The organism is Afipia sp. GW823-FHT06G09 (assembly GCF_058794875.1).
In genome coordinates this window covers 1,353,060-1,373,093 of sequence record NZ_JBXAHF010000001.1, presented here as the reverse complement: position 1 = coordinate 1,373,093, position 20,034 = coordinate 1,353,060, and the positions used below count along the sequence as shown (strand labels likewise).

The 20,034-nt window shown below is 62.1% G+C and carries 25 protein-coding genes; 11 read left to right on the top strand and 14 right to left on the bottom strand.

The annotated features are described in order from the left end of the window. Positions 1-13 precede the first annotated feature (13 nt). Together AC1Q67_RS06765 and AC1Q67_RS06760 are read left to right on the top strand one after the other, a co-directional pair. Positions 14-463: a tautomerase family protein gene (locus AC1Q67_RS06765; protein ID WP_492234739.1), complete on the top strand. Its 450-nt coding sequence runs from the start codon at positions 14-16 to the stop codon at positions 461-463. Between the two features lie 98 nt (positions 464-561). Continuing rightward, entirely contained in the window at positions 562-1,143 is a 582-nt protein-coding gene (locus AC1Q67_RS06760; RefSeq protein WP_024577743.1) for a TetR-like C-terminal domain-containing protein, read from the top strand. On the opposite strand, the gene AC1Q67_RS06755 is transcribed toward AC1Q67_RS06760, so the two are convergent. Beyond that, positions 1,130-2,137 carry a Bug family tripartite tricarboxylate transporter substrate binding protein gene (locus AC1Q67_RS06755; RefSeq protein WP_492234740.1) on the bottom strand — a complete coding sequence of 336 codons (1,008 nt, stop codon included), beginning with the start codon at positions 2,135-2,137 and terminating at the stop codon, positions 1,130-1,132. The two genes, AC1Q67_RS06760 and AC1Q67_RS06755, sit on opposite strands and share 14 nt — an antisense overlap. Before the next feature lie 159 nt (positions 2,138-2,296). Beyond that, positions 2,297-3,391, bottom strand: a complete 1,095-nt coding sequence (locus AC1Q67_RS06750) for an HD-GYP domain-containing protein (protein WP_492234741.1) — start codon at positions 3,389-3,391, stop codon at positions 2,297-2,299. A gap of 194 nt (positions 3,392-3,585) precedes the next feature. On the opposite strand from AC1Q67_RS06750, the gene AC1Q67_RS06745 reads away from it, so the two are divergent. Next, positions 3,586-4,641 (top strand): acyltransferase family protein, encoded by a 1,056-nt coding sequence (locus AC1Q67_RS06745; protein WP_492234743.1) that lies wholly within the window; start codon positions 3,586-3,588, stop codon positions 4,639-4,641. 6 nt (positions 4,642-4,647) lie between these two features. Here AC1Q67_RS06745 and zigA read toward each other — a convergent pair whose 3' ends face one another. Continuing rightward, the gene (gene zigA / locus AC1Q67_RS06740; protein WP_492234744.1) at positions 4,648-5,862 is read right to left on the bottom strand and encodes a zinc metallochaperone GTPase ZigA; all 1,215 of its coding nucleotides are present in this window, start codon (positions 5,860-5,862) and stop codon (positions 4,648-4,650) included. 195 nt (positions 5,863-6,057) lie between these two features. After that, positions 6,058-6,303: a hypothetical protein gene (locus tag AC1Q67_RS06735; protein ID WP_024577748.1), complete on the bottom strand. Its 246-nt coding sequence runs from the start codon at positions 6,301-6,303 to the stop codon at positions 6,058-6,060. A gap of 218 nt (positions 6,304-6,521) precedes the next feature. Here AC1Q67_RS06735 and AC1Q67_RS06730 point away from each other — a divergent pair, with 218 nt between their 5' ends. The 4 genes from AC1Q67_RS06730 to ychF all read left to right on the top strand — a co-directional run bounded on the left by AC1Q67_RS06730 (position 6,522) and on the right by ychF (position 9,486). Then, complete coding sequence (locus AC1Q67_RS06730) at positions 6,522-6,713, top strand: hypothetical protein (protein ID WP_024577749.1); 192 nt, start codon at positions 6,522-6,524, stop codon at positions 6,711-6,713. Between the two features lie 185 nt (positions 6,714-6,898). Next, positions 6,899-7,630: a 50S ribosomal protein L25/general stress protein Ctc gene (locus AC1Q67_RS06725; protein ID WP_024577750.1), complete on the top strand. Its 732-nt coding sequence runs from the start codon at positions 6,899-6,901 to the stop codon at positions 7,628-7,630. Between the two features lie 21 nt (positions 7,631-7,651). Continuing rightward, the gene (gene pth / locus AC1Q67_RS06720; RefSeq protein WP_024577751.1) at positions 7,652-8,266 is read left to right on the top strand and encodes an aminoacyl-tRNA hydrolase; all 615 of its coding nucleotides are present in this window, start codon (positions 7,652-7,654) and stop codon (positions 8,264-8,266) included. A 122-nt stretch (positions 8,267-8,388) separates the two neighbouring features. After that, complete coding sequence (gene ychF / locus AC1Q67_RS06715; RefSeq protein ID WP_492234745.1) at positions 8,389-9,486, top strand: redox-regulated ATPase YchF; 1,098 nt, start codon at positions 8,389-8,391, stop codon at positions 9,484-9,486. A gap of 131 nt (positions 9,487-9,617) precedes the next feature. Here ychF and AC1Q67_RS06710 read toward each other — a convergent pair whose 3' ends face one another. Next, positions 9,618-9,917 (bottom strand): DUF4282 domain-containing protein, encoded by a 300-nt coding sequence (locus tag AC1Q67_RS06710; RefSeq protein ID WP_492234746.1) that lies wholly within the window; start codon positions 9,915-9,917, stop codon positions 9,618-9,620. Positions 9,918-10,103: 186 nt separating this feature from the next. Between AC1Q67_RS06710 and AC1Q67_RS06705 the strand changes: the two genes are divergently transcribed. Together AC1Q67_RS06705 and AC1Q67_RS06700 are read left to right on the top strand one after the other, a co-directional pair. Then, on the top strand, positions 10,104-10,562 hold the full coding sequence (locus tag AC1Q67_RS06705) for a MaoC family dehydratase (RefSeq protein WP_492234747.1): 459 nt from the start codon (positions 10,104-10,106) through the stop codon (positions 10,560-10,562). A gap of 9 nt (positions 10,563-10,571) precedes the next feature. Further along, entirely contained in the window at positions 10,572-11,051 is a 480-nt protein-coding gene (locus AC1Q67_RS06700) for a MaoC family dehydratase (protein WP_024577755.1), read from the top strand. Positions 11,052-11,139: 88 nt separating this feature from the next. Here the strand turns inward: AC1Q67_RS06700 and AC1Q67_RS06695 are convergent, their stop codons facing one another. From AC1Q67_RS06695 to AC1Q67_RS06680, 4 genes are all read right to left on the bottom strand, one after another. Continuing rightward, positions 11,140-11,556, bottom strand: a complete 417-nt coding sequence (locus AC1Q67_RS06695; protein ID WP_492234748.1) for a hypothetical protein — start codon at positions 11,554-11,556, stop codon at positions 11,140-11,142. A 173-nt stretch (positions 11,557-11,729) separates the two neighbouring features. Continuing rightward, positions 11,730-12,620, bottom strand: a complete 891-nt coding sequence (locus AC1Q67_RS06690; protein ID WP_492234749.1) for a hypothetical protein — start codon at positions 12,618-12,620, stop codon at positions 11,730-11,732. A gap of 230 nt (positions 12,621-12,850) precedes the next feature. Next, on the bottom strand, positions 12,851-13,282 hold the full coding sequence (locus AC1Q67_RS06685; protein ID WP_024577758.1) for a nuclear transport factor 2 family protein: 432 nt from the start codon (positions 13,280-13,282) through the stop codon (positions 12,851-12,853). Between the two features lie 241 nt (positions 13,283-13,523). Continuing rightward, on the bottom strand, positions 13,524-13,769 hold the full coding sequence (locus AC1Q67_RS06680; RefSeq protein WP_492235694.1) for a hypothetical protein: 246 nt from the start codon (positions 13,767-13,769) through the stop codon (positions 13,524-13,526). Between the two features lie 165 nt (positions 13,770-13,934). On the opposite strand from AC1Q67_RS06680, the gene AC1Q67_RS06675 reads away from it, so the two are divergent. Further along, complete coding sequence (locus AC1Q67_RS06675; protein WP_492234750.1) at positions 13,935-15,206, top strand: serine hydrolase domain-containing protein; 1,272 nt, start codon at positions 13,935-13,937, stop codon at positions 15,204-15,206. 17 nt (positions 15,207-15,223) lie between these two features. Here AC1Q67_RS06675 and AC1Q67_RS06670 read toward each other — a convergent pair whose 3' ends face one another. Next, positions 15,224-15,679, bottom strand: coding sequence for a nuclear transport factor 2 family protein (locus AC1Q67_RS06670; protein ID WP_024577761.1), 456 nt, complete (start codon positions 15,677-15,679; stop codon positions 15,224-15,226). Between the two features lie 153 nt (positions 15,680-15,832). Continuing rightward, positions 15,833-16,504: a hypothetical protein gene (locus AC1Q67_RS06665; RefSeq protein ID WP_492234751.1), complete on the bottom strand. Its 672-nt coding sequence runs from the start codon at positions 16,502-16,504 to the stop codon at positions 15,833-15,835. Positions 16,505-16,799: 295 nt separating this feature from the next. Here AC1Q67_RS06665 and AC1Q67_RS06660 point away from each other — a divergent pair, with 295 nt between their 5' ends. Then, positions 16,800-17,771, top strand: coding sequence for an ATP-dependent 6-phosphofructokinase (locus tag AC1Q67_RS06660; protein ID WP_024577763.1), 972 nt, complete (start codon positions 16,800-16,802; stop codon positions 17,769-17,771). Between the two features lie 14 nt (positions 17,772-17,785). Here the strand turns inward: AC1Q67_RS06660 and AC1Q67_RS06655 are convergent, their stop codons facing one another. The 3 genes from AC1Q67_RS06655 to AC1Q67_RS06645 form a co-directional block, all read right to left on the bottom strand. Beyond that, entirely contained in the window at positions 17,786-18,145 is a 360-nt protein-coding gene (locus AC1Q67_RS06655; protein WP_024577764.1) for a tRNA-binding protein, read from the bottom strand. A gap of 401 nt (positions 18,146-18,546) precedes the next feature. After that, entirely contained in the window at positions 18,547-18,903 is a 357-nt protein-coding gene (locus tag AC1Q67_RS06650; protein ID WP_492234752.1) for a hypothetical protein, read from the bottom strand. 105 nt (positions 18,904-19,008) lie between these two features. Continuing rightward, positions 19,009-19,989: an LLM class flavin-dependent oxidoreductase gene (locus AC1Q67_RS06645; RefSeq protein WP_492234753.1), complete on the bottom strand. Its 981-nt coding sequence runs from the start codon at positions 19,987-19,989 to the stop codon at positions 19,009-19,011. Positions 19,990-20,034: the final 45 nt, after the last annotated feature.

Genomic DNA, 20,034 nt, shown 5'->3' with positions numbered 1-20,034 from the left:
TCCGGAGGAACCGATGCCGACCTATACTGTGACGACGGCAAACCTGACGCTCTCAGCCGCCCAGAAAGGGCAGATCGCCGAGGCGATCACCGCGGCCCATCATGCCGCAACCGGTGCGCCGGCGTTCTTTGCACAGGTGATCTTCCGCGCCCTCGAGAACGGCGAACATTTCATCGGCGGCAAGCCTAACGCGCATCCGCACGTTTTCATCCACGGCATGATCCGTTCGGGGCGAGGAATCGATGTGAAACAGAAGCTGATGGACGAGGCTGCCGACAAGGTGCGGGCGGCCGCGGGCGTTGGCGCGGAGGATGTCTGGTTCTACATCCAGGACATCGACGCACCGCAGATGATCGAATTCGGCCGCTTCCTTCCCGAACCGGGCGCGGAAGACGCATGGCGAAAGGCCATCACGCCTGAGAAGCAGTCAAAGCTTGGGAAAGCAGGGGTCAGGGTCTTGTGACGGCCCATGCCGACCATTTGAATCGAAACGCTCCGGCTTTGCGCCAACGACGTTGACCAATCCGGTCCAGGATCGCGGTTTGGTTGCGAGGCTTAGCTGTGACTCCGTTCGATCGTACACATTTCTCCGAGGTTGAACGCGTCATCAAGGCGCCTTCACCTCGATGGGACAAGAAGATCGCCGCCGACCTTGTCACTGAAATGGAGGCCTTCTTCGGCAAGGTGGATACCATCCCGCAGATGAAGCAGGCGCTGGCGATCGCGGGCTATCAGGGACTTCAGCGGCAGATTGAACAGGCGGTCAAAGGCAAGACGCGCCTGGATGCGATCCGTGCGATGGCGCATGCGATGCGCAGTTTTTCGCTTGGAAGTCCCGGCCTGGCCATTGCGTCGTTTCGCGACCCGGATGTCGACAATCCCGAGTATCAGAAGGCGGCGGGGCAACTGGCTCTGGTCGTCCTCCGCGTTTTTGCCGACGCAGGCGTCAGCGGCGAGGCTGCCAGACACGCGATCCGCATTCTCAAGAGCCTGGTCCGCGGCTTCGTCATCAACGAAATGTCGGCGCCGGTCGCCCGCCCGATCGAATATCAAAAGAGCTACGTTTTCGCGGTCGAGATGTTCGTTCGCGGGTTGAGCGAGCTTCGGGACGCCAAGGAAGCCGACCGCGTCAGTCCAGTTTGATCCCCGCGGTCTTGATGACCTTCTCCCACTTCGTGGTTTCGGATGCGACATAGGCCGCCATCTCCTGCGGTGTGCTTTGCAACGGATCGATCCCGGCATCGATCAGCTTCTGCTTGATCGCGGGATCGTTGACCGCCTTGAGATAAGCCTCGCGCAGCTTGGCAATGATGTCGGGCGAGACTTTCGCCGGCGCGGCGAAGCCCTGCCACGCCCACGCCTCGAAGCCCGGCACCGTGGCGGCAACGGCCGGCACGCCCGGCAAGCCGTAGAACTCGCCCGGCGAGCACACGCCGATGGCCTTGATCGACTTCAGGTTGAGCTGCGAGCGCGCGGTGGCGAAATCGACGAACATCATGCCGATCTGCCCGCCGGCGAGATCCTGAAGGGCCGGGCCAGCGCCCTTGTAGGGCACATGATTGAGCTTGATGCCTGCTGACTGCGCGAACAGTTCAGCGGCAAGATGGAACGGCGAGCCCACGCCGGCGCTCGCATAGTCGATCGCGCCCGGCGCCTTCTTCGCGGCGTCGATCAGGGCCTGCACCGAATTGACGTTGAGCTTGTCGGTGTTGACCAGCAGCACGATGGCGAAGCGTCCGGTCAGGGAGATCGGCGCGAAGTCCTTTTGCGGATCGTAGGGCAGCTTCTGGTACAGGCTTTTGTTGGAGGCGTAGGTCGAGGTGTCGCCAAGCAGGAAGGTGTAGCCGTCGGGTTCGGCCTTGGCCGCGGCTTCGGCCCCGATCTGCGTTCCGGCGCCGGGGCGATTCTCCACCACGAGCTGCTGACCGAGGGTTGTGCTCATGGACGCCGCCACCAGCCGCGCAAAGAAATCCGTGCCGCCGCCGGCTGCATAGGGGACGATGAGGTGAACCGGCCGTGCTGGGTAGGAGGCCTGTGCCCAGGCCGGCGCAGCCAGACCAGAGGGCACAGCCAGACCCGCGCCGAAGGCCGCGGCGGTGGTCATGAATGAACGGCGGGTCAGCGTCTCGGTCGGCATGGGCGTCCTCCTGCGCGGCCGATGCGGTGCCGGCACGCGTCCTGAATTGGTTGCAGCTGCATCCAATCGCGAGAACGAGCCAAAAGCAACATTGCTGAGGCAAGCAAAAGCGTCGTCCCGGCGAAGGCGGGGATGACCCTGAAAGCTATTCGCGGTTTCTTAGGTCCCGAGCGCCACGGGGCGGAAGGCCTGGCGCAGTGCGCCATCGAGCTTGCCGCCCATCAATTCCATGATCCCGAATGCCTGCTCGGGTGTCATCGCGGATGTTTCGGCGTCGGGTTCGAGCAGCGAGGCGTAGGTGTCCACCAGCGTCATGATGCGGACGATGTCGCTGATCTGCTGTCCCTGAAGTCCTTCGGGATAACCGCTGCCGTCGAGCATCTCGTGATGATGAAGCACCACGTCGAGCACCTCGCCGGGAAATCCGCGCTGCTCTTTCAGCGCGTTGTAACCGAGTTGGGAGTGCTGCGCGAGAATAGCGTTCTCCTCGTCGGTCAGCCTGCCGATCTTTTCGAGAATCGGAACGGGAATGAACGCCTTGCCCACATCGTGGAGCAGAGCCGCGCGGGTCAGGCGGCGCTGGTCGTCTTCGCGCATGCCGAGATGATGGGCGAAGGCAACCGCATAACCGGTGACGTGCAGGGTGTGGCGATAGCTCTTGTTGTGATGCTTGTTGACCGCGATCAGCCACTGCCGCAGCGAGCAGCGTTTGAGCGCGCGCAGAATCTGCGTTTCTGCCTGCATCACATCGTCGAACGAAAGCGGAATGCCGGCGGGAAGCCGCCGGAAAATCTTCGACATCACGACCAGCGCGGCGGTGACGCCGGTGCTCAGGATGCGCGCGTCGGTGGTGTGTTCGTCTTCCGGTGTTTCCGGAAACACCTGGCGAATCCGGTGCAGGATGCTTTCCGGATGAAACGGCCGCTGGATGGTATCGGTCGCGCCGAGCGCCCAGGCCTGCGCCGAGCCGTGATGAAGCGCATCAGCGAGCACGAACAGCCGGGGCAGCGGCTGATAGTCCTTGCCGGTGAGCTTGCTGCGCACGCGCTGCACGGCCGCGGCCGAGGTGAGGTCGATATCGATGACGACGCCGGCGAAGTCGCTGGCCGGGTGATCGGGCAGATCGAAAATGGAGATCGTTTCCACGCTGCCTGCATTCCTCAGAATGCGGGCGAGGTCTTCGCTTTGGTCCTCACAATCCGATGCGAGAAGCAGACGTCGCGACGTCTGCGGAAGTTCTGCCAAAGCGGCCATGTCCGTCCTCTGCGGGGCGTTCGGTAGGTATCAACTCCACAGATGTAGCGAAAAACAGGTTCCCAACTCTTAACAGTTATCCTTAACGGCGGTTACCGGCTCTCGTCACGCGACCGTGCCTTCCGCCGGCTGCATCTTTAATCAAAGCTGAATCGCAATAGTAACGATTGGGTAAAAGAGCGCAGCCGCCGGCCATGCCGAAGATTCTGTCGATCCAGTACCTGCGCGCCGCCGCCGCCCTGATGGTGGTGTTTTTCCATGCCGACGGCATGGCGCAGGAATACTTCCATTTTCAACGGCTGCCGTTCGGCGCGGCCGGCGTCGATATCTTCTTCGTCATCAGCGGATTCATCATGTGGATCACCACGGCGTCGGAGCGGACCACGCCGGCATCCTTCGCGGTGAACAGGATCATCCGTATCGTGCCGCTCTACTGGGCGATGACACTGCTGCTTTACGGCGGCTGGCTGATCTTTCGCGATCCGGCGACAGTGCCCTCGCTGTGGAATCTCATCCGGTCCCTGCTGTTCATCCCGTTCGTTTCGCCGCGAACGGGAGAAATCCAGCCGCTGCTGATCGCCGGATGGACACTGAATTTCGAGATGTTCTTCTATGCGGTGTTCGCCCTTGCGCTTCTGATTGCGAGACGGCACCGGGCGGTGTTCGTTTGCACTGTCCTGAGCGCGCTGGTCGTATCCACGTTATTTGTTCCACCGTCGGGGCCGGTCGCGCTCACCTACACCAGCCCGCTGCTGATCGAGTTCATGATCGGATGTCTGCTGGGTGTCATGTATGAGCGCAAGGCGTTGCCGCGCCCGGCTGTCGCCGTGTTCCTGCTCGCCACCGGATGTGGCCTGCTGCTGACGTCAGGCGTGCTGTCGGCAGCCAACATTTCTGCTTCGCGCTTTTTTCATTGGGGGCTTCCAGCATTCCTGATCGTCACCGGCGCGCTCGCGCTCGAACCGAAGTTGAAGGATTGGCGCCTGCCGATGTTGCTGGGCGACGCATCCTATTCGATTTATCTCACCCACGGCGTCGTACTCTCTGCCGTGAAGAACGCGGTCGTCTTCTCGGGCAACGGTGCGCCGTCACTGCTGGCCGGCGGGTTCATTCTCGTTGGGTGCCTGGCGAGCGTCGTGGGCGGCGTTCTGGTCTACCGGATGATCGAAATGCCATTGGTTGCGATCTGCAAGAATCTGGCCGCGGTGGTTCGGCGGCCGGCCGCGGTCGCCGCGCACCGGCCGACCTGACACCCCTCACGCTGCCTCATCGGCGCGGCGCCAGACCGGAAAAGGATCGCGGAGTTTCGCCCACGCTGCGGTGTTCATCGCGTCCTTGCCGGTGATCGCCACAAGGCACGCATCGAGCCGTCGCGTCAGTTCGGCGGTGTCCATGCCGGTGCCGATGAAGACGATTTCCTGCCGGCGATCGCCCCACACCTCCGACCAGCTTTTCGCGATGGCCGCGCGCCATTCGGGATGATCGGGCCACCGCTCCTCCGGGATTGCCGCCCACCAGAATCCCATCGCCTCGTTGCGCACGATCGCGCCAGCCTGGCTGAGTTCGCCGACCCATTGCGGCCGCGTCGCCAGCCAGAAGTGCCCCTTGGCGCGGATCACGCCTGGCCAGCTTGACGTGATGAAGGCGTGAAACTTCTGCGGATCGAACGGCCGGCGCGCGCGATAGACGAAATTCGTCACGCCGTATTCCTCCGTCTCCGGAACATGGTCGGCGAAGCCGTACAGTTCCTTGAACCAGACCGGATGCTGCTGTGCTTTTTCAAAATCGAAGCGCCCGGTGTTGAGAATTTTTTCCAGCGGCACCTTGGAAAAGCTGGTCTCGATGATCTCCGCTTCGGGATTGAGCGCGATCAAGATGCGTCGTGCGGCTTCGCACTGGGCGGGTGAGGCGTCGCCGACCTTGTTGAGCACGATGACGTCGGCGAACTCGATCTGGTCGACCAGGAGATCGACCAGCGTGCGCTTGTCGTCGTCGCCGAGCGATTCGCCGCGGTCGCGCAGGAAATCGTGCGAGGCGTAATCCCGCAGCAGGTTCACCGCGTCCACAACGGTCACCATGGTGTCGAGCTTCGCCACGTCGCCGAGACTCACGCCGTCCTCGTCGCGGAAATCGAAGGTGGCCGCGACCGGCAGGGGCTCGGAGATGCCGGTGGATTCGATCAGCAGGTAATCGAAACGTCCGTCGTGAGCGAGTCTGCTGACTTCCTTGAGCAGGTCGTCGCGCAGCGTGCAGCAGATGCAGCCGTTGGTCATCTCGACCAGGGTTTCATTCGTCCGCGACAGGTCCGCACCGCCATTGCGAATGAGGTCGGCGTCGATGTTCACTTCGCTCATGTCGTTCACGATCACGGCAACCCGCAGACCCTGCCGGTTGTTCAGCACATGGTTCATCAGGGTCGTCTTCCCAGAGCCGAGGAAGCCGGAGAGCACGGTGACGGGCAGTTTTTTCATGGGAATCGAACAGCCTTTTCAATGCGATGCGGGAGAGGCGGCGGGGCGGCATGAAGCGCTCGCTATGATTGTTATGTTATAACATAACAAATGCATCCAAGATCCGGCAAGGCAAGACCGATCGCGGAGATGAAATTTTTGGGAGAGGGACGGACGCCCGTTCAAAGTGCCGGGAGCGATAAATGTAGGTGGGCGCTATTCGGCGCCGTCGCCCTTATCGTCGGCATTGCGTCCATTTGGACTGCGGCCGAGGACGCCATAATTGGCGGATTTCAGGCCCGTGCCGGTCACGATCTCGGCAGACGCCAGACCTAGCTTGAGAAGTTCCCGCACCGCGGCGGCCCGGGTCGGCATCCGGTGCTTGAAGCGGAAATCGTCGATCGCGGATAATTCCTCAGGCGAAAGCATGATCTGCAGGCGTTCGCCGCGCAAATCGCTCATTTTAGCCTCCTGTGGGGGCGTTTGCTGCCAAGGTCTTTGCCAGACGATGGGTTAGTAAATTACTCAATTCACTCACGTGAACAAAGTTCCCCACTCCGCTACGGAATCCCAAAATTAGTAAAAAACTCCTTATAATTCAATAAGTTATGTCTTGCGACATGGTTCGTTCGGTGCGATATTGGCTCAGGAGGGGCGCTCACTTCTGATTGGATATTTCGATGCTCAACAATAATTCCGCCGAACTGCGCGAATGGGCAGCTCGCTGTGAGAAGATGGCTGCATCGGCGACCAGCGAAAACGAGCGCGCGGACCTGATCCGCAAGCGCGATGCGCTGCGTGCCTTGGCAGACTCTGAAGACTGGCTGGCAGGGCTGTCGCCGGGTGGAACGCCGGCAATTTCCTCAATCTGAGGGCTGATGGCCTGGTCCCGGCGTCGGAAAAAGCCGCTCTAAAATCCGCTCATTTCCTTGTATTTCTGGCCCTTTGGGGCTAAGAACCCGCCACGTCAGCGGCCCCCGCACCCCTGGAGGCTTGCCGCGATGTAAAACCGGGCCGCTTTGCGGCCCTTCACTTTTAAATCTTGAGGAACTGAACAATGGCGACCGTCAAGGAATTGAAGGCGACCGCTCGTCCGAAGGCCGGCAAGGGGGCCGCCCGGGCTGAACGTCGCGCTGGCCGTATCCCGGCAGTGATCTATGGCAACAACCAGCCCCCGCTGACCATCTCGCTCGACGATGCTGAACTGCGCCTGCGCATTCAGGCCGGGCGTTTTCTGACCACGATTCACGACATCGAACTCGACGGCAAAAAGCACCGCGTGATTCCGCGCGACTTCAGCCTCGATCCGGTGCGCGACTTCCCGCTGCACGTGGACTTCCTGCGTCTCGGCGAAGGCTCCAAGATCCGCGTCAGCGTTCCGCTGCACGTCCTGAATTCGGAAACCTCGCCAGGCGTGAAGCGCGGCGGCACGGTCAACATCGTGACCCACAACATCGACCTCGAAGTGCCGGCGGACAACATCCCGCAGTATCTCGAAGCTGACGTGGGCAAGCTCGACATCGGTAGCTCGCTGCACATCACCGACATCAAGCTGCCGAACGGCGTGAAGCTGTTCACCCGCGAAGACGCGACGCTGGTCACCATCGTTCCGCCGTCGGGCTACAACGAAGAACTGAAGGCTGCTGCGGCGGCTGCTGCCGGTGGTGCTGCGCCTGCGGCCGGTGCTGCTCCTGCGGCCGGTGCTGCGGCGGCTGCTCCTGCGGCTGGTGCTGCGAAGGCTCCCGCGGCTGCCGCCGCCAAGGCGCCTGCTGCCGACAAGAAGAAGTAAGCGGCCGGGAGAGCCCGTGCCATGCGCCTGTTCGTCGGACTGGGGAATCCCGGCGCGAAGTATCAGGGCAACCGGCACAACATCGGGTTCATGGCTGTCGACGAGATCGCACGGCGTCACGGATTTGGTCCGTGGCGCCGTCGCTTTCAGGGGGAGACCTCCGAAGGCAATCTCGGCAATGGGCGCGTCATTCTGCTGAAGCCCACGACTTATATGAACGAGTCGGGCAACGCGGTCGGCGAAGCGACGAAGTTCTTCAAGATGAGCGTCGGCGACATCACGGTGTTTCACGACGAGATCGAACTGCCGCCCGCGAAACTGCGCGTCAAGATCGGCGGCGGCATTGCGGGACACAACGGACTTCGCTCGATCTCCGCGCATGTCGGCAACGATTATCGCCGCGTGAGGCTCGGAGTCGGGCATCCCGGCGTCAAGGATCTGGTGCATCAGCACGTTCTGTCCGATTTCGCCAAAAGCGAAATGCCCTGGGTCACCGCGCTGTGCGAGGCGATTGCCGACAACGCGGCGTTTATCGTCACCGGGCAGGACGCGTCGTTTGCAAACAAGGTGCATCTTGCGATGGATGCAAAGGGATTCACATCGAAGGACGACAGCGAACCGTCGCCCAAAAAATGATTGTCATCGCCGGACTTGATCCGGCGATCCATCTTTCCAAAGAAGATGGATACGCGGGTCAAGCCCGCGTATGACGAAATGAAATCGAAGCGGTCACCGTACGTCAAAGTCGAAAGAAGATTATGGGTTTCAAATGCGGCATCGTCGGACTGCCCAACGTCGGCAAGTCCACACTGTTCAACGCGCTGACGGAAACGGCGGCAGCGCAGGCGGCGAACTATCCGTTCTGCACCATCGAGCCGAATGTCGGCGCGGTGGCGGTGCCCGATCCGCGGCTCGACAAGCTGTCGGCGATCGCGAAGTCGCAGCAGATCATCCCGACGCAACTGACGTTCGTGGACATCGCGGGTCTGGTCAAGGGCGCGTCGAAGGGCGAAGGCCTCGGTAACCAGTTTCTCGCGACCATTCGCGAAGTCGATGCGGTGGCGCATGTGGTCCGCTGTTTTGAGGATTCCGACATCACCCATGTCGAAGGCAAGATCGCGCCGCTGGCCGACATCGAGACCATCGAGACCGAGCTGATGCTCGCCGATCTCGACAGCCTCGAGAAACGCGTCGACAATCTGACCAAGAAGGCCAAGGGCGGCGACAAGGATTCCAAGGAGCAGCTCGAACTGGTCGATCGCGCCCTGAAGCTGCTGCGCGATGGCAAGCCGGCGCGTTTCCTCGAGCGCAAGGCCGAGGAAGAACGCGCATTCCGCATGCTCGGTCTGCTGACGTCCAAGCCTGTTCTCTATGTCTGCAATGTCGAGGAAGGCGCTGCCGCCACCGGCAACTCGTTTTCGCAGCAGGTGTTCGAGCACGCCAAAAAGGAAGGCGCGGTCGCGGTGGCGATTTCCGCCAAGATCGAATCCGAGATCGCGACGCTGTCACGCGAGGAGCGTGCCGACTTCCTCGACACGCTGGGACTCGAAGAAGCGGGTCTCGACCGCCTGATCCGCGCCGGTTACGAACTGCTGCATCTCATCACGTATTTCACCGTTGGCCCGAAGGAAGCCCGTGCCTGGACCATCACCAAGGGCACCAAGGCGCCCGCGGCGGCCGGCGTGATCCATACCGATTTCGAGAAGGGCTTCATCCGCGCCGAGACCATCGCCTATGACGACTACATCGCGAATGGTGGCGAGTCCGGCGCGCGCGATACCGGCAAGCTGCGGCTGGAAGGCAAGGAATACGTCGTCGCCGACGGCGACGTGATGCATTTCAGGTTCAATACCTGAGGCACCGACGGTTCACATTCGTCATTGCCGGGCTTTGACCCGGCAATCCATCTTTTGAGAATTGCTTTCTTAAGCTGGATGCGCCGGTCAAGCCCGCGCATGACGTATCTCATGGAGGGCGTTGCGTGTCCTTACATCTGACGGTCGCGGCCCTGGTCGCGGATCGCACCGAGATGCTCGTTGATCCGGAAGACGATCAGGATCAGTTCGGCGCTGATGCGTGAGAAGATAATCCCGACCACTACGCCGGCCAGCGCCGACAGCAACTGGATGAACCCGCCGAACGGGCTGATCGCCATCAGGGTCAGGGCCGAGAATATGCCTGCGATCCCGAACAGGATGATCAGCGCGATCACCAGCCAGTAGAAGGCCTTGATGATGGTGGGTGTGATGAACCTGTCCCACTGGAAGAGATCCTGGAAATGAAACATGGGCTTTCTCCAGATGAGCCGAAAAAGACAGAAGACGGTGGGCGAATCAGCGACGGACCGAACCGCTCCGGATGGCCAGGGTTGTCGCATATCGCCGGAAAGGACGGAAGGCGGCCACGCAACGCACCGCTTGAGGTGTCCTGAAATAACGGCCAAACTGCGCCTATCCACAACGCGATTGAAACGATGAAACTCACTTTCGAAGACTTCAAGCTCGGCCATTTCGGCACGTTCGGGCCGCACCATGTTTCCCGCGACGACATTATCGCCTTCGCCTCCGAGTTCGATCCGCAGCCGATGCATCTGGACGAGGAGGCGGCCAGCCGCACCATCCTCAAGGGTCTGTCGGGCTCGGGCTGGCACATGTGCTCGCTGCTGATGCGGATCTGCTGGGATGGATTCATCCACAACATCGCCTCGGCAGGTTCGCCAGGCGTCGACGAGGTGCGGTGGGTCTCGCCATTGCGGCCCGGCGACGATCTCACGATATCCGTCGACGTGGTCTCGACGCGTGAATCCAAGAGCCGTTCCGATGTCGGGTTCGTTTACATCAAGAACGACATGCGCAACGCATCGGGGCAGACGCTGATGCTGGCGACGTTGCCTCTGATGGTGTTGCGCCGCGCCGCGGCCGGCGCGGGGTAGGGACAAGCCATGCCATATTTCGAAGACATCAAGATCGGCGATCGCCGCGAGCTGGGCTCGTTTACGTTCCTTGCGGAGGACATCAAGAAGTTCGCCGCGAAGTTCGATCCGCAGCCGTTTCACCTCGACGAGGAAGCCGGGCGCAATTCCGTGTTCGGCGGTCTCGCCGCTTCGGGCTGGCATGTGGCGGCGACGTACATGCGGCTCACGGTGGCGAGCTTCCAGCGTGAAGCCGCTGAACAGGCGGCGCGGGGCGAGAAGCCGATCGTGTCGGGACCGTCGCCGGGATTTCGCGAACTGAAATGGCTCAAGCCCGTGCTGGCGGGCGATACGCTGACTTACGTCTCCGAGATCACGTCGAAGCGCCCGCTGGAGTCGCGTCCGCAATTCGGCTTCGTCGGCTTCTACAACACCGGCGTCAATCAGCGCGGCGAACTGGCGTTCTCATTCTTGGGTTCGGTGTTCGCGCCGCGCCGTCCCGCCACCTGACAGAAAAATGCCGCCCGCTCTGTCAAGGGGCGGCAAGTCTCAGGGAGGTGACCGCGGCACGGTCTGGATGCCGCGGTCAGAGGATCGTTCAGTCCTGACGCGGCTCGGGCGCGGTGCGCTTCCACTGCGCCAGATTGTCGGCGATCATCCGCGTCGACTTCATCGCGGTCTGTCCGAGCTGGGCGTAGCCGGCCAGTTCACGCTGAATGCGCTGACCTTCGTTGTGCATCAGCGTGCGCAGACCTTCGAGCTCCGCAATCAGCGTCTCGATTTCGCTGAGCGAAGCACCTGCTACGCGATTGATCAGGTTGTTGACGCTGCCGACAGCGGCATCAGCGGATGCATCCGCAGCAGGCGCGTCAGTGCCCGGAGCTGCCGGAGCGCGCCGAAGATAGGCGACATCCTTGCGGACGAAATCGCGAATGCCGGCTTCGACGTCGTTGACGGCGGCGAGGTTCTTGTCTTCTTCGGTCATTTCGGATTTTTCTGCTGGCATAGCGTTCATCGGCTGTTCCTTGTTTCGCAGGTTGAGCGAGCGCGGAGTCCCCCGCACGACGAGTACGGGTACATGAGTGCAGCCGATCGTGACCGAAACGCGGCGAGGATGCGGCGAGGTCGGATTCATACAGTGGACAAAACGGGAAAGGCCGGAATGGTAGCTATCCGGTTAAGCGGAACCTACCAGCGCGTCTTGAAGCCGGCGGTCAGGCTGCCGTTGGCGATCCCGCTTGGGGTCTCGCTGACCGATCCGGTGACGGTGACGCCGCCGAACAGCTTCTGCTCCGCGCCGATCCGGCGCAGCCATTTGTCGTCGGCGCTGGAATGCGTCTGGCCCGCGATGAAACTGGTGCCGGTTTCCGCGATACCGAGCTTCGCGGACTGATCGATTTCGTAAATGCGCGACGATGCACCGAGCCCGAACACTGGCACCAGCGTTTGCTGCGTGACATTGTATCCGTGCTGCAAGGTCAGCGCGTATTGATCGCCGCCGAACGGCAGCGACTTGCTCAGCGACGTTCCGAACCTGCTTTGCTCCTGCGCCGGATCGGTGCGCGCTTCGACGGCGGTCTTGTCCCAGATCGAGCCGAGGCCCGGCGCGGTCATCGCGGCCCACGCGCTGCCCGACGATTGCGAGATTTGATTGTTGTGCGCCATTTTTTCCGCGAGGACTTCCGACGAGGTGGTCGGCATCTTCGTCGTGACGTTGAGATCGGCGCCGACGCGGGTGTCCCAGAAGGGCGTGATCGGCTGCTTGATCGCGACGGCGGATGATCCGTCCGGCTTGTCGGAGCGGGTCCAGGACCACGGATCTTCGATCGGCTTTACGATTGACGCGTGTGCGACCGCAGAGGGCGCCTCATAAAGCGATCTTGGATCGCTGTTGAGTATGCTCCAGTCGATATCCGCCGGTTCGACAAACTCCGGTGCGGTGGTCTCGCCGGTTTCCGCAGGTGTGCCGTCTTCCGCCTGTGCATGACCCGCAGCGGCGGCCCAGAGGCCGCAGGCCATCGCCAGTGCCGTTACAATCCGGTTTGGGGAGTTCGCAAGCTGCGGCATTCTCGGCGTCATTGCATCGCGTCCGGCATTCGCAAGTCGATCACGGCCGATCAGGCGCTATGCAGGTTAATATCGTCTTTCGACGCAGCAGTCGCGGCTTCCGGCGATCATCTTTCAAGTGTGTTTGTCGCAATTGTGTTGCGCGGGTTCAAGCCGCCGTGATCGACGCGCATGCCCAAATAAAAAGCCCCGCGCAAGCGGGGCTTCGGGCAGCGGCATGTCACCGTGCGGTCATAGGCCGGTTACGCGATCTTCGGCAGATGAATCTGGCGGCCAAGGGTCTGTTCGACGAGGTCGAAGGTGTCGATGACGGCGCGGAGACTGGTCAGGCGTCCCGCCTTGAACTGGACGAAGAGAGCGACGCGGACGCTGATCGGGTTACCGGACGCTTCCGGCATCAGCGAATACCGCATCATCGAAGCCGCCGAGTCCTCTCCGAGCATAATAGATTCACGGTCGGAGCGGTGGAGTGTCACGATGCTGGAAATCTCGCGGACGACGTCGATCACCGCCCGCTTGCCGCGCCGGGGGCCGAAAAAGGCAAACATGTCGATCGGCCCGTAAATCGCCCAGTCCACGTTGTCATCGAGGACGGATTCAAGCTGATCGGTCTGACGTTCGCTCAGCGCGCGGTGAAATGCGCGCGATACACGCCAGAGACTGTGCTCTGTCATTTTGAAGTCCTGAAATGTCGCTTAGCCAAACAGCAAAGGGCTCCGAGGCGTCGTCGATGACGCTCTCGCCAAAATGCTGGAATTCTCATCTGATGGTACGGGACATAGTGGATTTCGGCCGTTTGACAACTTGCGATATTGCAATGCACAAATGCCGAAAACGCGGGTTCAGCTCAAATTTCAATCACCGCGTGTAGGAAGCACAAAACGTCATCAGGATCTCGAGGACGCAAATCCGGCCTCAGGTGTCATTTTCCATCCGAAGGCGGGTGCGGGACGCGGCATAAGCGGCCCATATCGCACCGGTCAGTCCGCCGAGCAGGGCGCCAGCCGGGGCAAAGGTAAAGAACACCAGCATCCCGCTGTAGCCCTCAAAGTCGCTGGTCTTGAAGATGCTGACCCAGGCGACACCGGCCAGAATACCTGCGGCGACGCCCAGAACGAGGCCGACGACCGTCCCCAAAGCCGCGAGAATAATTGTCTTCATCATGTCCCCCGTGATCCGGGGCCAGGTCCCGGATATCGGTTCGTCGCTCGCAAGGGCTGGCGGGTTCATCCGCAACGCCGGATCACCGGCTTGAACGCCGGACCGTCCCGCGCCATCCTCGGCGCATAAGCACCAAGGACTTTTCAGCAAACCTTCGGAAGACCGATGAGATTTTCATCTGCCCTGGATCGGCTGCGTGCGGCCGCATGTGTGTGTGCGCTGCTGGTTATTGGCGCGGCAGGGTCGGCGAAGGCCGCCTGCGAGCCGTCGTTCTCCCGTTCGGGCCCGGATGCCGAAGCCTATGGCGCCGCCGAGAACTATCCCCTCGGCACCATCGCCGACCGCCGGCGGCAGGACCGCATGGTCGCGACCTTCAGCAATTTCGACAAACTGCTCCCGGCTCACGCGGTCTTGCCGCCCGCGACGCCTTCGCCACTGGCGCGCGATTGCGATCGCGCTTCGTGGTCCTATGACTTCGACGGCGAGCGCCGCACCATCGATCAGTACCTTGCGCGGCATCCCACAACGGGGCTGCTGATCGCGCGGGATTCGACCATCCTGTTGGAGCGCTATCAGTACGGACGGCGCGACACCGATCGGCTGCTGTCGAACTCGATGGTGAAAACCATGGTGGCGATGCTGGTGGGGATCGCCATCAAGGAGGGCAAGATCCGCTCCATCGAAGACAAGGCGCAGGACTATGTGCCGGCGATGAAGGGCAGCGCCTACGGCCAGACCACACTGCGCGCGCTTCTGACCATGAGTGCGGGCGTCGAGTTTTCGGAACGATACGACGGCACCGACGATGCCTTCGCTTTCAGCCGCGACCTGCGCCGGTCCGACCTGCCGGACGCCGCCAACCTGCTGCGCCGTTACAACACCCGCGCTGCGCCGCCTGAAACGAAATTCGCCTATGCCGGATCGCAAACCGAAACCCTCGGCCTCGTGCTGATGGCGGCAACCGGCAAGCGCCTGTCCGATTATCTGTCCGAGAAAATCTGGAAGCCGATGGGCGCGGAGGACGAGGCAAGCTGGACGGTCGACGGCCACAATCAGGAGCAGGCCTATTGCTGTCTTGCCGCGCGGCTGCGCGACTATGCGCGCTTCGGCCTTCTGCTCGCCAGGGACGGCGGCGGTGTCATTCCGGAAGCATGGGTGATTGAAGCGACCACTGCGCCTGAAGGTTCGTTTCGTGCGCCGCGCGTGGCGACGCCATTCTATGGTTATGGCTACCAGACCTGGATCATGCCGGCCAAGCGCCGGATGTTCGCGATGCTCGGAACCAACGGTCAGGCGATCTTCGTCGATCCGGCGTCGAAGCTCGTGCTGGTGCACACCGCCGTCCGGTTGAAGCCGAACAAGGACCCTGCGGCGCGCGAACTGACCGCGCTGTGGTTCGGGCTGGTGCGGGAGCTCGGCGTCTCGGCGGCGCGGTGAGCCCGCGCGGCGGCCGACTATTGCCGCATCGCGTTTTTGACCCGGACGGCGAACTCGCCGGTCAGATCGTCGCCGATCAACTGCTGCACCAGGTCGAAGGAATCGAACAGCGAGTGATATTCGACGATGCGGCCTTCGCGGAGCTTGAAGAACTCGCCGACGTTGAGCCGCACGATGCGCTGATCGCTGCGTTTGGTAAGCGTCGCCTGCACGAAGGCAGCGCCGTGCGTTTCATTCGCGACGACAAAATCGATGATGTGGCGCCTGCTGGAATAGCGCTCGTGCTGGATCTGGATGGCCTTCGCGATCCACGCCTTGCCCTGCTTGAGGCCGAGATGCGGAAAAACCTCGACCGGCGCGTGGGTGAGGGATGTAAACGCGTCGTCGCAGCATTGCTCCATACGTGCCGCGTCACCGGCATAGAAGGCGTCGATAAAAGTCCGCACACATTGTTCGGACTGTTGACTGTTCATTGCGTTTCTCTCCCCCAAGCTGGCGGGTTCCGTAAGAGGGAACCCGATGAGGATCAAGCCGCATGCGATGCGAGGTTTAACGAAGTCTCTCCAATGTGCCGACGATTTTCGCAACGGTATCCGCGGCGTGCTGACGGCCGCGGCATCAGGAATTTACCGGTAGTTCACGCTCCACTGCGAAATCTGCGGACGCACCCGGCGCAGGATCAGATTTTTCGAGACAATGAGCTGGTCGCCCGTCACCGACGCGAAGCGCGGCGGCAGCGGACGGGCAATGCCGGGCTCGAAACGGATCGTGAGCGTGCAGTCTCCCGGCAGGTTGACGAACGGACCGCCGAGTTTCGATGCTTCGCCGCCGCCGATACCGCCAAAGCCGGTCACGCTGAAGGCATCGCCGTTGAGCTTCTCGAGGTCTTTCAACGACAGGCCATTGCGTATGCCACCCGGACCGGTCCACGTCGAGGGTGCTTCGACAACGATGGACGCGGGTCTGGAGCGGGTCTTGTCGTCCTTCCAGTAGATCACCAGGCGCCGGGTTGGATCATCGTCGAAAATGACGGTTGCCTTGGTCAGGACACCGCTCGTGACCTCGACGTCCTTGAATGCGACGTGCTTCGTGCCGAACTCGGTGACCAGCTTCGCATGCGTCGCGTCCTTCGCGAACGATCCTTCGCAGGCCAGCGACGGGGCGGCCGGTGCATCCTTCACATTGTTGAGCGAGGTATCCTGCGCCACCGGCTCCGCCGGTTTGGCGGGCTTGTCGGCCTTCTTTGCGGCGTTGGCGCTGGTAACGGCCAGAGCGCAGATCAGCAGAACGCCGGACATGAATCTCATGAGTGTCATTGTTCGGACCGTGATGTGTCGTCTGGGCGGTCTGACCTTACTACGGAACTGGAAAATCAGGAACGGTTGCCCGCAACGTGCATTGTCCTCCTAAAGGAGGATCGCATGACCGATGCCATTCCGCCTGTTCCGAAGGGCGATCACGCAAACAAGAACGCCAGCAGGCGCAGGCCGGCATGAGGGCAGGGACATCCAGCCTCACGTCCATGGCCGCATGGATGGACGTTCCGCCGATGGCATCATAAGTTCGCGTGATCCGGTTCACGGGGCACATTTCATGAAAGCAATTGCGATCCTGACCAGCGGCGGCGACGCCCCCGGCATGAATGCGGCGATCCGTGCGGTGACGCGCAGCGCGCTCAATCGCGACATCGCGGTCTACGGTGTGCGTGAAGGCTGGCAGGGCCTGATCGACGATCGCATGACCCGGCTCAGCGCGCGCGATGTCGGCGGCATCATCCAGATCGGCGGGACATTTCTCGGCAGTGCCCGTTCGAAGGAATTCCGCGAGGAAGGCGGCCGTTCGAAAGCGCTGCGCAATCTGGCGACGCGCGGCATCGATGCGCTGGTGGTGATTGGCGGCAACGGCTCCCAGACCGGCTCCGCCGCGCTGCATGGCCTCGGCTTTCCCGTGGTCGGCATCGCCTCGACCATCGACAATGATCTTTACGGCACCGATGTCACCATCGGCTGCGACACCGCGATCAACGTCACGGTGGGCGCGATCGACAATCTGCGCACCACGGGCTCGTCGCACACCCGCGCGTTTCTGGTCGAGACCATGGGGCGCAACTGCGGCTATCTCGCCATGATGGCGGGCCTCGCCGGCGGCGCGGAGGTGATCTCGACACCGGAATTCGAAGTGTCGTCGTTCGAGATCGCGGAACGGCTGCGGGCGGCTTATGAACGCGGCAAGACCCATGCGATCGTGGTGATCGCCGAAGGCGTCAAGGAAAATGCCGCGCATATCCTGACGTACTTCGAAAGCAACCGGGGCATGGCCGGATTCGAACTGCGCGCCACCGTGCTCGGCCATGTGGTGCGTGGCGCGCCGCCCACGGCGTTCGACCGGCTGCTGGCGACGCGGCTTGGCGTCGCGGCTCTGACGTCGCTGGCGGAAGGCGTGTCGGGCGTGCTGATCGGCGAGCAGCGCGGGGAGATCGCGCGCACGCCGCTGGCCGAGATTGCCGGACGCACCAAGCCGATCTCAACCAATCTGATCGAACTCGCGCGCGTGCTGGCGAAGTAGGCGCGCCATGCGCGTCAGTACACCTTCGCGCCGGGCGAGACGATGCCGTGGCCGGAGTCGTCCCTGCGCGGCGACAGCAGGATGATCTTGCCGCCGGCATCCGGTGCGCCGAGGATCAGCACCTCGGACATGAAGCCCGCAATGTTGCGCGGAGGAAAGTTGCAGACGCAAACCACCAGCGAACCGGTCAACTGCTCCGCCGTGTAATTTGTGATCTGCGCGCTCGACCATTTCTCGCCAAGCTCACCGAGATCGACGCGTACCTTCCACGACGGATTGCGCGCCTTTGGAAACGGCTGAACCTCAAGAACACGCCCGACGCGGAGATCGACCTTGGCGAAGTCGTCATAAGTAATGGAGGAAATCACATTCATCGATTTGTGTTCGTGCTTTGGCGGAAATGATGCGTCGCGTCTTCAGCGCGGCAGAGGGAACACGCAGCGCCGCTGCGACATCCTGTTGTCTAGATGAGACAATTCAGGTCAGCAAGGTTGTCGCTGCCTGCGGGGAGCGCATCGACGTTCGGGATAGACAGAATTGCGTCCGGTGCTAGTATTATTCCAGCTCCCGACGGGACGAAGGGACCGCTGTCCTTAACCAGAGACAGCATGATCGCTTCAAGACGTCCAGTCCGGCGCACCGAGATTTCTCGGAGAGCCCGCGATGACGCGGTGCGAACTGAAGACGTAACAAAAAAGCGTGGCGACGAAAAAGTCGGCGGCGTAATTTGTGATGTCTGGCGCAGGTGCTGAGGCCGGGGATTTCCCCGGCTCTTTCATTTCGCGGATGGTTTCTTTGCCGTCTTCTTCGAAGATTTCTTTGGCTTGTCTGCCTTCGCCTCTTTTGCCGCTTTCGCAGCGACAGCCTTGGCCGCTTCGGTGGCCTGGCGGATCGACCGCGCGTGGCTGTAGGCGGCGTTGTCCGCCGACATCTGCAGCCGCTTCACGGTCGCCGTGCCGATCTCCAGCGCGTCCTTCGCAAGCTGCCTGTTGAGCTGCTTCGCCGTCCCGTCCTTCGCCTTGGCGGCGAGGGCGGCGTAACGGTCCCGCTGCTTCTTGACGGCGGCGGTCAGAGTCTTTTGCTGCTGCTTCGCAAGCTGCCGGATGATCGCATCCAGATCGGCGTCGGCCATTTGGTCAGTCCCCCAGGTCTTCCTCAGATAGGTCACATGCAGAAAATCTGGATGATGACCTAGCAGGCGCTGAGGGGGGATTGCAAATCTGCGATCGGATGGGCGTTAACGGGTTGCTTCGGCGATCATCTCAAACGACCTCAGGCGTGTTGGATGGTCATAGATGTCGGAGACGACGATCAGCTCGTCGGCGGCGGTTTCTTTCACCAGCGCATCGATCCCGCTGCGGACCGTCGCAGGTGATCCGACGATCGAGCGCGCCAGCATCCGCATGGCCTGCGCCTTTTCAGGCGGCGACCAATAGGTCTCGATGTCGTCGATGGGCGGCTGGCTGAGGCTGCGGGTGCCGCGCAGGAGATTGGTGAAGGACATCTGCTGTGTCGTGGCGAGCCGCCGTGCTTCACCGTCACTCTCGGCTGCGATCACGTTGACACCGACCATGGCGTACGGCCGGTCGAGCTGTTCAGACGGCTTGAAGCGGCTGCGGTAAATCTCCAGCGCGGGGAGCAATTCGCCGGGCGCGAAATGGGACGCGAACGCATAAGGCAGCCCGAGTTCGGCGGCGAGCATCGCGCCGAAATGGCTCGACCCGAGAATCCACAGCGGCACGTTCGTGCCGGCTGCGGGCACCGCCTGGATGCGCTGGCCCGGACCGGCCGGCGCCAGGAAGGCCTGCACTTCAAGCACGTCCTGCGGGAAATTATCGGCGGCTTCGGGCGAACGCCGCAAGGCGCGCAGCGTCAACTGATCGGTGCCCGGCGCGCGCCCCAATCCGAGATCGATGCGGCCGGGAAACAGCCGCGCCAGCGTGCCGAACTGCTCGGCAACCACATACGGCGCGTGGTTCGGCAGCATGATGCCGCCCGCGCCGACGCGGATGGTCTTTGTTCCGGCGGCGATATGCGCCAGCACGACGGACGTTGCCGCGCTCGCGATCCCCGCCATGTTGTGATGTTCGGCGACCCAGATGCGGCGGTAGCCCCAGCCTTCGGCATGAGAGGCAAGATCGCGGGCATTATCGAGTGCGCCGCGCGCGTCGGTTTCTTCGGTGACGCGCACAAGGTCGAGGATGGACAGAGGTGTCATTGGGACTCTCGGACTGGAAGCGGGCAGTCGGGAAGGATGCGCCGG

Bases quoted from the DNA above. Each gene is read 5' to 3' on its own strand.
- AC1Q67_RS06645 (WP_492234753.1), bottom strand. From the start codon at position 19,989: ATGACACCTCTGTCCATCCTCGACCTTGTGCGCGTCACCGAAGAAACC.
- zigA (WP_492234744.1), bottom strand. From the start codon at position 5,862: ATGAAAAAACTGCCCGTCACCGTGCTCTCCGGCTTCCTCGGCTCTGGG.
- AC1Q67_RS06700 (WP_024577755.1), top strand. From the start codon at position 10,572: ATGCCATATTTCGAAGACATCAAGATCGGCGATCGCCGCGAGCTGGGC.
- AC1Q67_RS06710 (WP_492234746.1), bottom strand. From the start codon at position 9,917: ATGTTTCATTTCCAGGATCTCTTCCAGTGGGACAGGTTCATCACACCC.
- AC1Q67_RS06735 (WP_024577748.1), bottom strand. From the start codon at position 6,303: ATGAGCGATTTGCGCGGCGAACGCCTGCAGATCATGCTTTCGCCTGAG.
- AC1Q67_RS06650 (WP_492234752.1), bottom strand. From the start codon at position 18,903: ATGGCCGACGCCGATCTGGATGCGATCATCCGGCAGCTTGCGAAGCAG.
- AC1Q67_RS06705 (WP_492234747.1), top strand. From the start codon at position 10,104: ATGAAACTCACTTTCGAAGACTTCAAGCTCGGCCATTTCGGCACGTTC.
- AC1Q67_RS06695 (WP_492234748.1), bottom strand. From the start codon at position 11,556: ATGAACGCTATGCCAGCAGAAAAATCCGAAATGACCGAAGAAGACAAG.
- AC1Q67_RS06730 (WP_024577749.1), top strand. From the start codon at position 6,522: ATGCTCAACAATAATTCCGCCGAACTGCGCGAATGGGCAGCTCGCTGT.
- AC1Q67_RS06755 (WP_492234740.1), bottom strand. From the start codon at position 2,137: ATGCCGACCGAGACGCTGACCCGCCGTTCATTCATGACCACCGCCGCG.
- AC1Q67_RS06765 (WP_492234739.1), top strand. From the start codon at position 14: ATGCCGACCTATACTGTGACGACGGCAAACCTGACGCTCTCAGCCGCC.
- AC1Q67_RS06670 (WP_024577761.1), bottom strand. From the start codon at position 15,679: ATGAACAGTCAACAGTCCGAACAATGTGTGCGGACTTTTATCGACGCC.
- AC1Q67_RS06655 (WP_024577764.1), bottom strand. From the start codon at position 18,145: ATGAATGTGATTTCCTCCATTACTTATGACGACTTCGCCAAGGTCGAT.
- AC1Q67_RS06745 (WP_492234743.1), top strand. From the start codon at position 3,586: ATGCCGAAGATTCTGTCGATCCAGTACCTGCGCGCCGCCGCCGCCCTG.
- AC1Q67_RS06750 (WP_492234741.1), bottom strand. From the start codon at position 3,391: ATGGCCGCTTTGGCAGAACTTCCGCAGACGTCGCGACGTCTGCTTCTC.
- pth (WP_024577751.1), top strand. From the start codon at position 7,652: ATGCGCCTGTTCGTCGGACTGGGGAATCCCGGCGCGAAGTATCAGGGC.
- AC1Q67_RS06680 (WP_492235694.1), bottom strand. From the start codon at position 13,769: ATGAAGACAATTATTCTCGCGGCTTTGGGGACGGTCGTCGGCCTCGTT.
- AC1Q67_RS06660 (WP_024577763.1), top strand. From the start codon at position 16,800: ATGAAAGCAATTGCGATCCTGACCAGCGGCGGCGACGCCCCCGGCATG.
- ychF (WP_492234745.1), top strand. From the start codon at position 8,389: ATGGGTTTCAAATGCGGCATCGTCGGACTGCCCAACGTCGGCAAGTCC.
- AC1Q67_RS06685 (WP_024577758.1), bottom strand. From the start codon at position 13,282: ATGACAGAGCACAGTCTCTGGCGTGTATCGCGCGCATTTCACCGCGCG.
- AC1Q67_RS06665 (WP_492234751.1), bottom strand. From the start codon at position 16,504: ATGTCCGGCGTTCTGCTGATCTGCGCTCTGGCCGTTACCAGCGCCAAC.
- AC1Q67_RS06725 (WP_024577750.1), top strand. From the start codon at position 6,899: ATGGCGACCGTCAAGGAATTGAAGGCGACCGCTCGTCCGAAGGCCGGC.
- AC1Q67_RS06675 (WP_492234750.1), top strand. From the start codon at position 13,935: ATGAGATTTTCATCTGCCCTGGATCGGCTGCGTGCGGCCGCATGTGTG.
- AC1Q67_RS06690 (WP_492234749.1), bottom strand. From the start codon at position 12,620: ATGACGCCGAGAATGCCGCAGCTTGCGAACTCCCCAAACCGGATTGTA.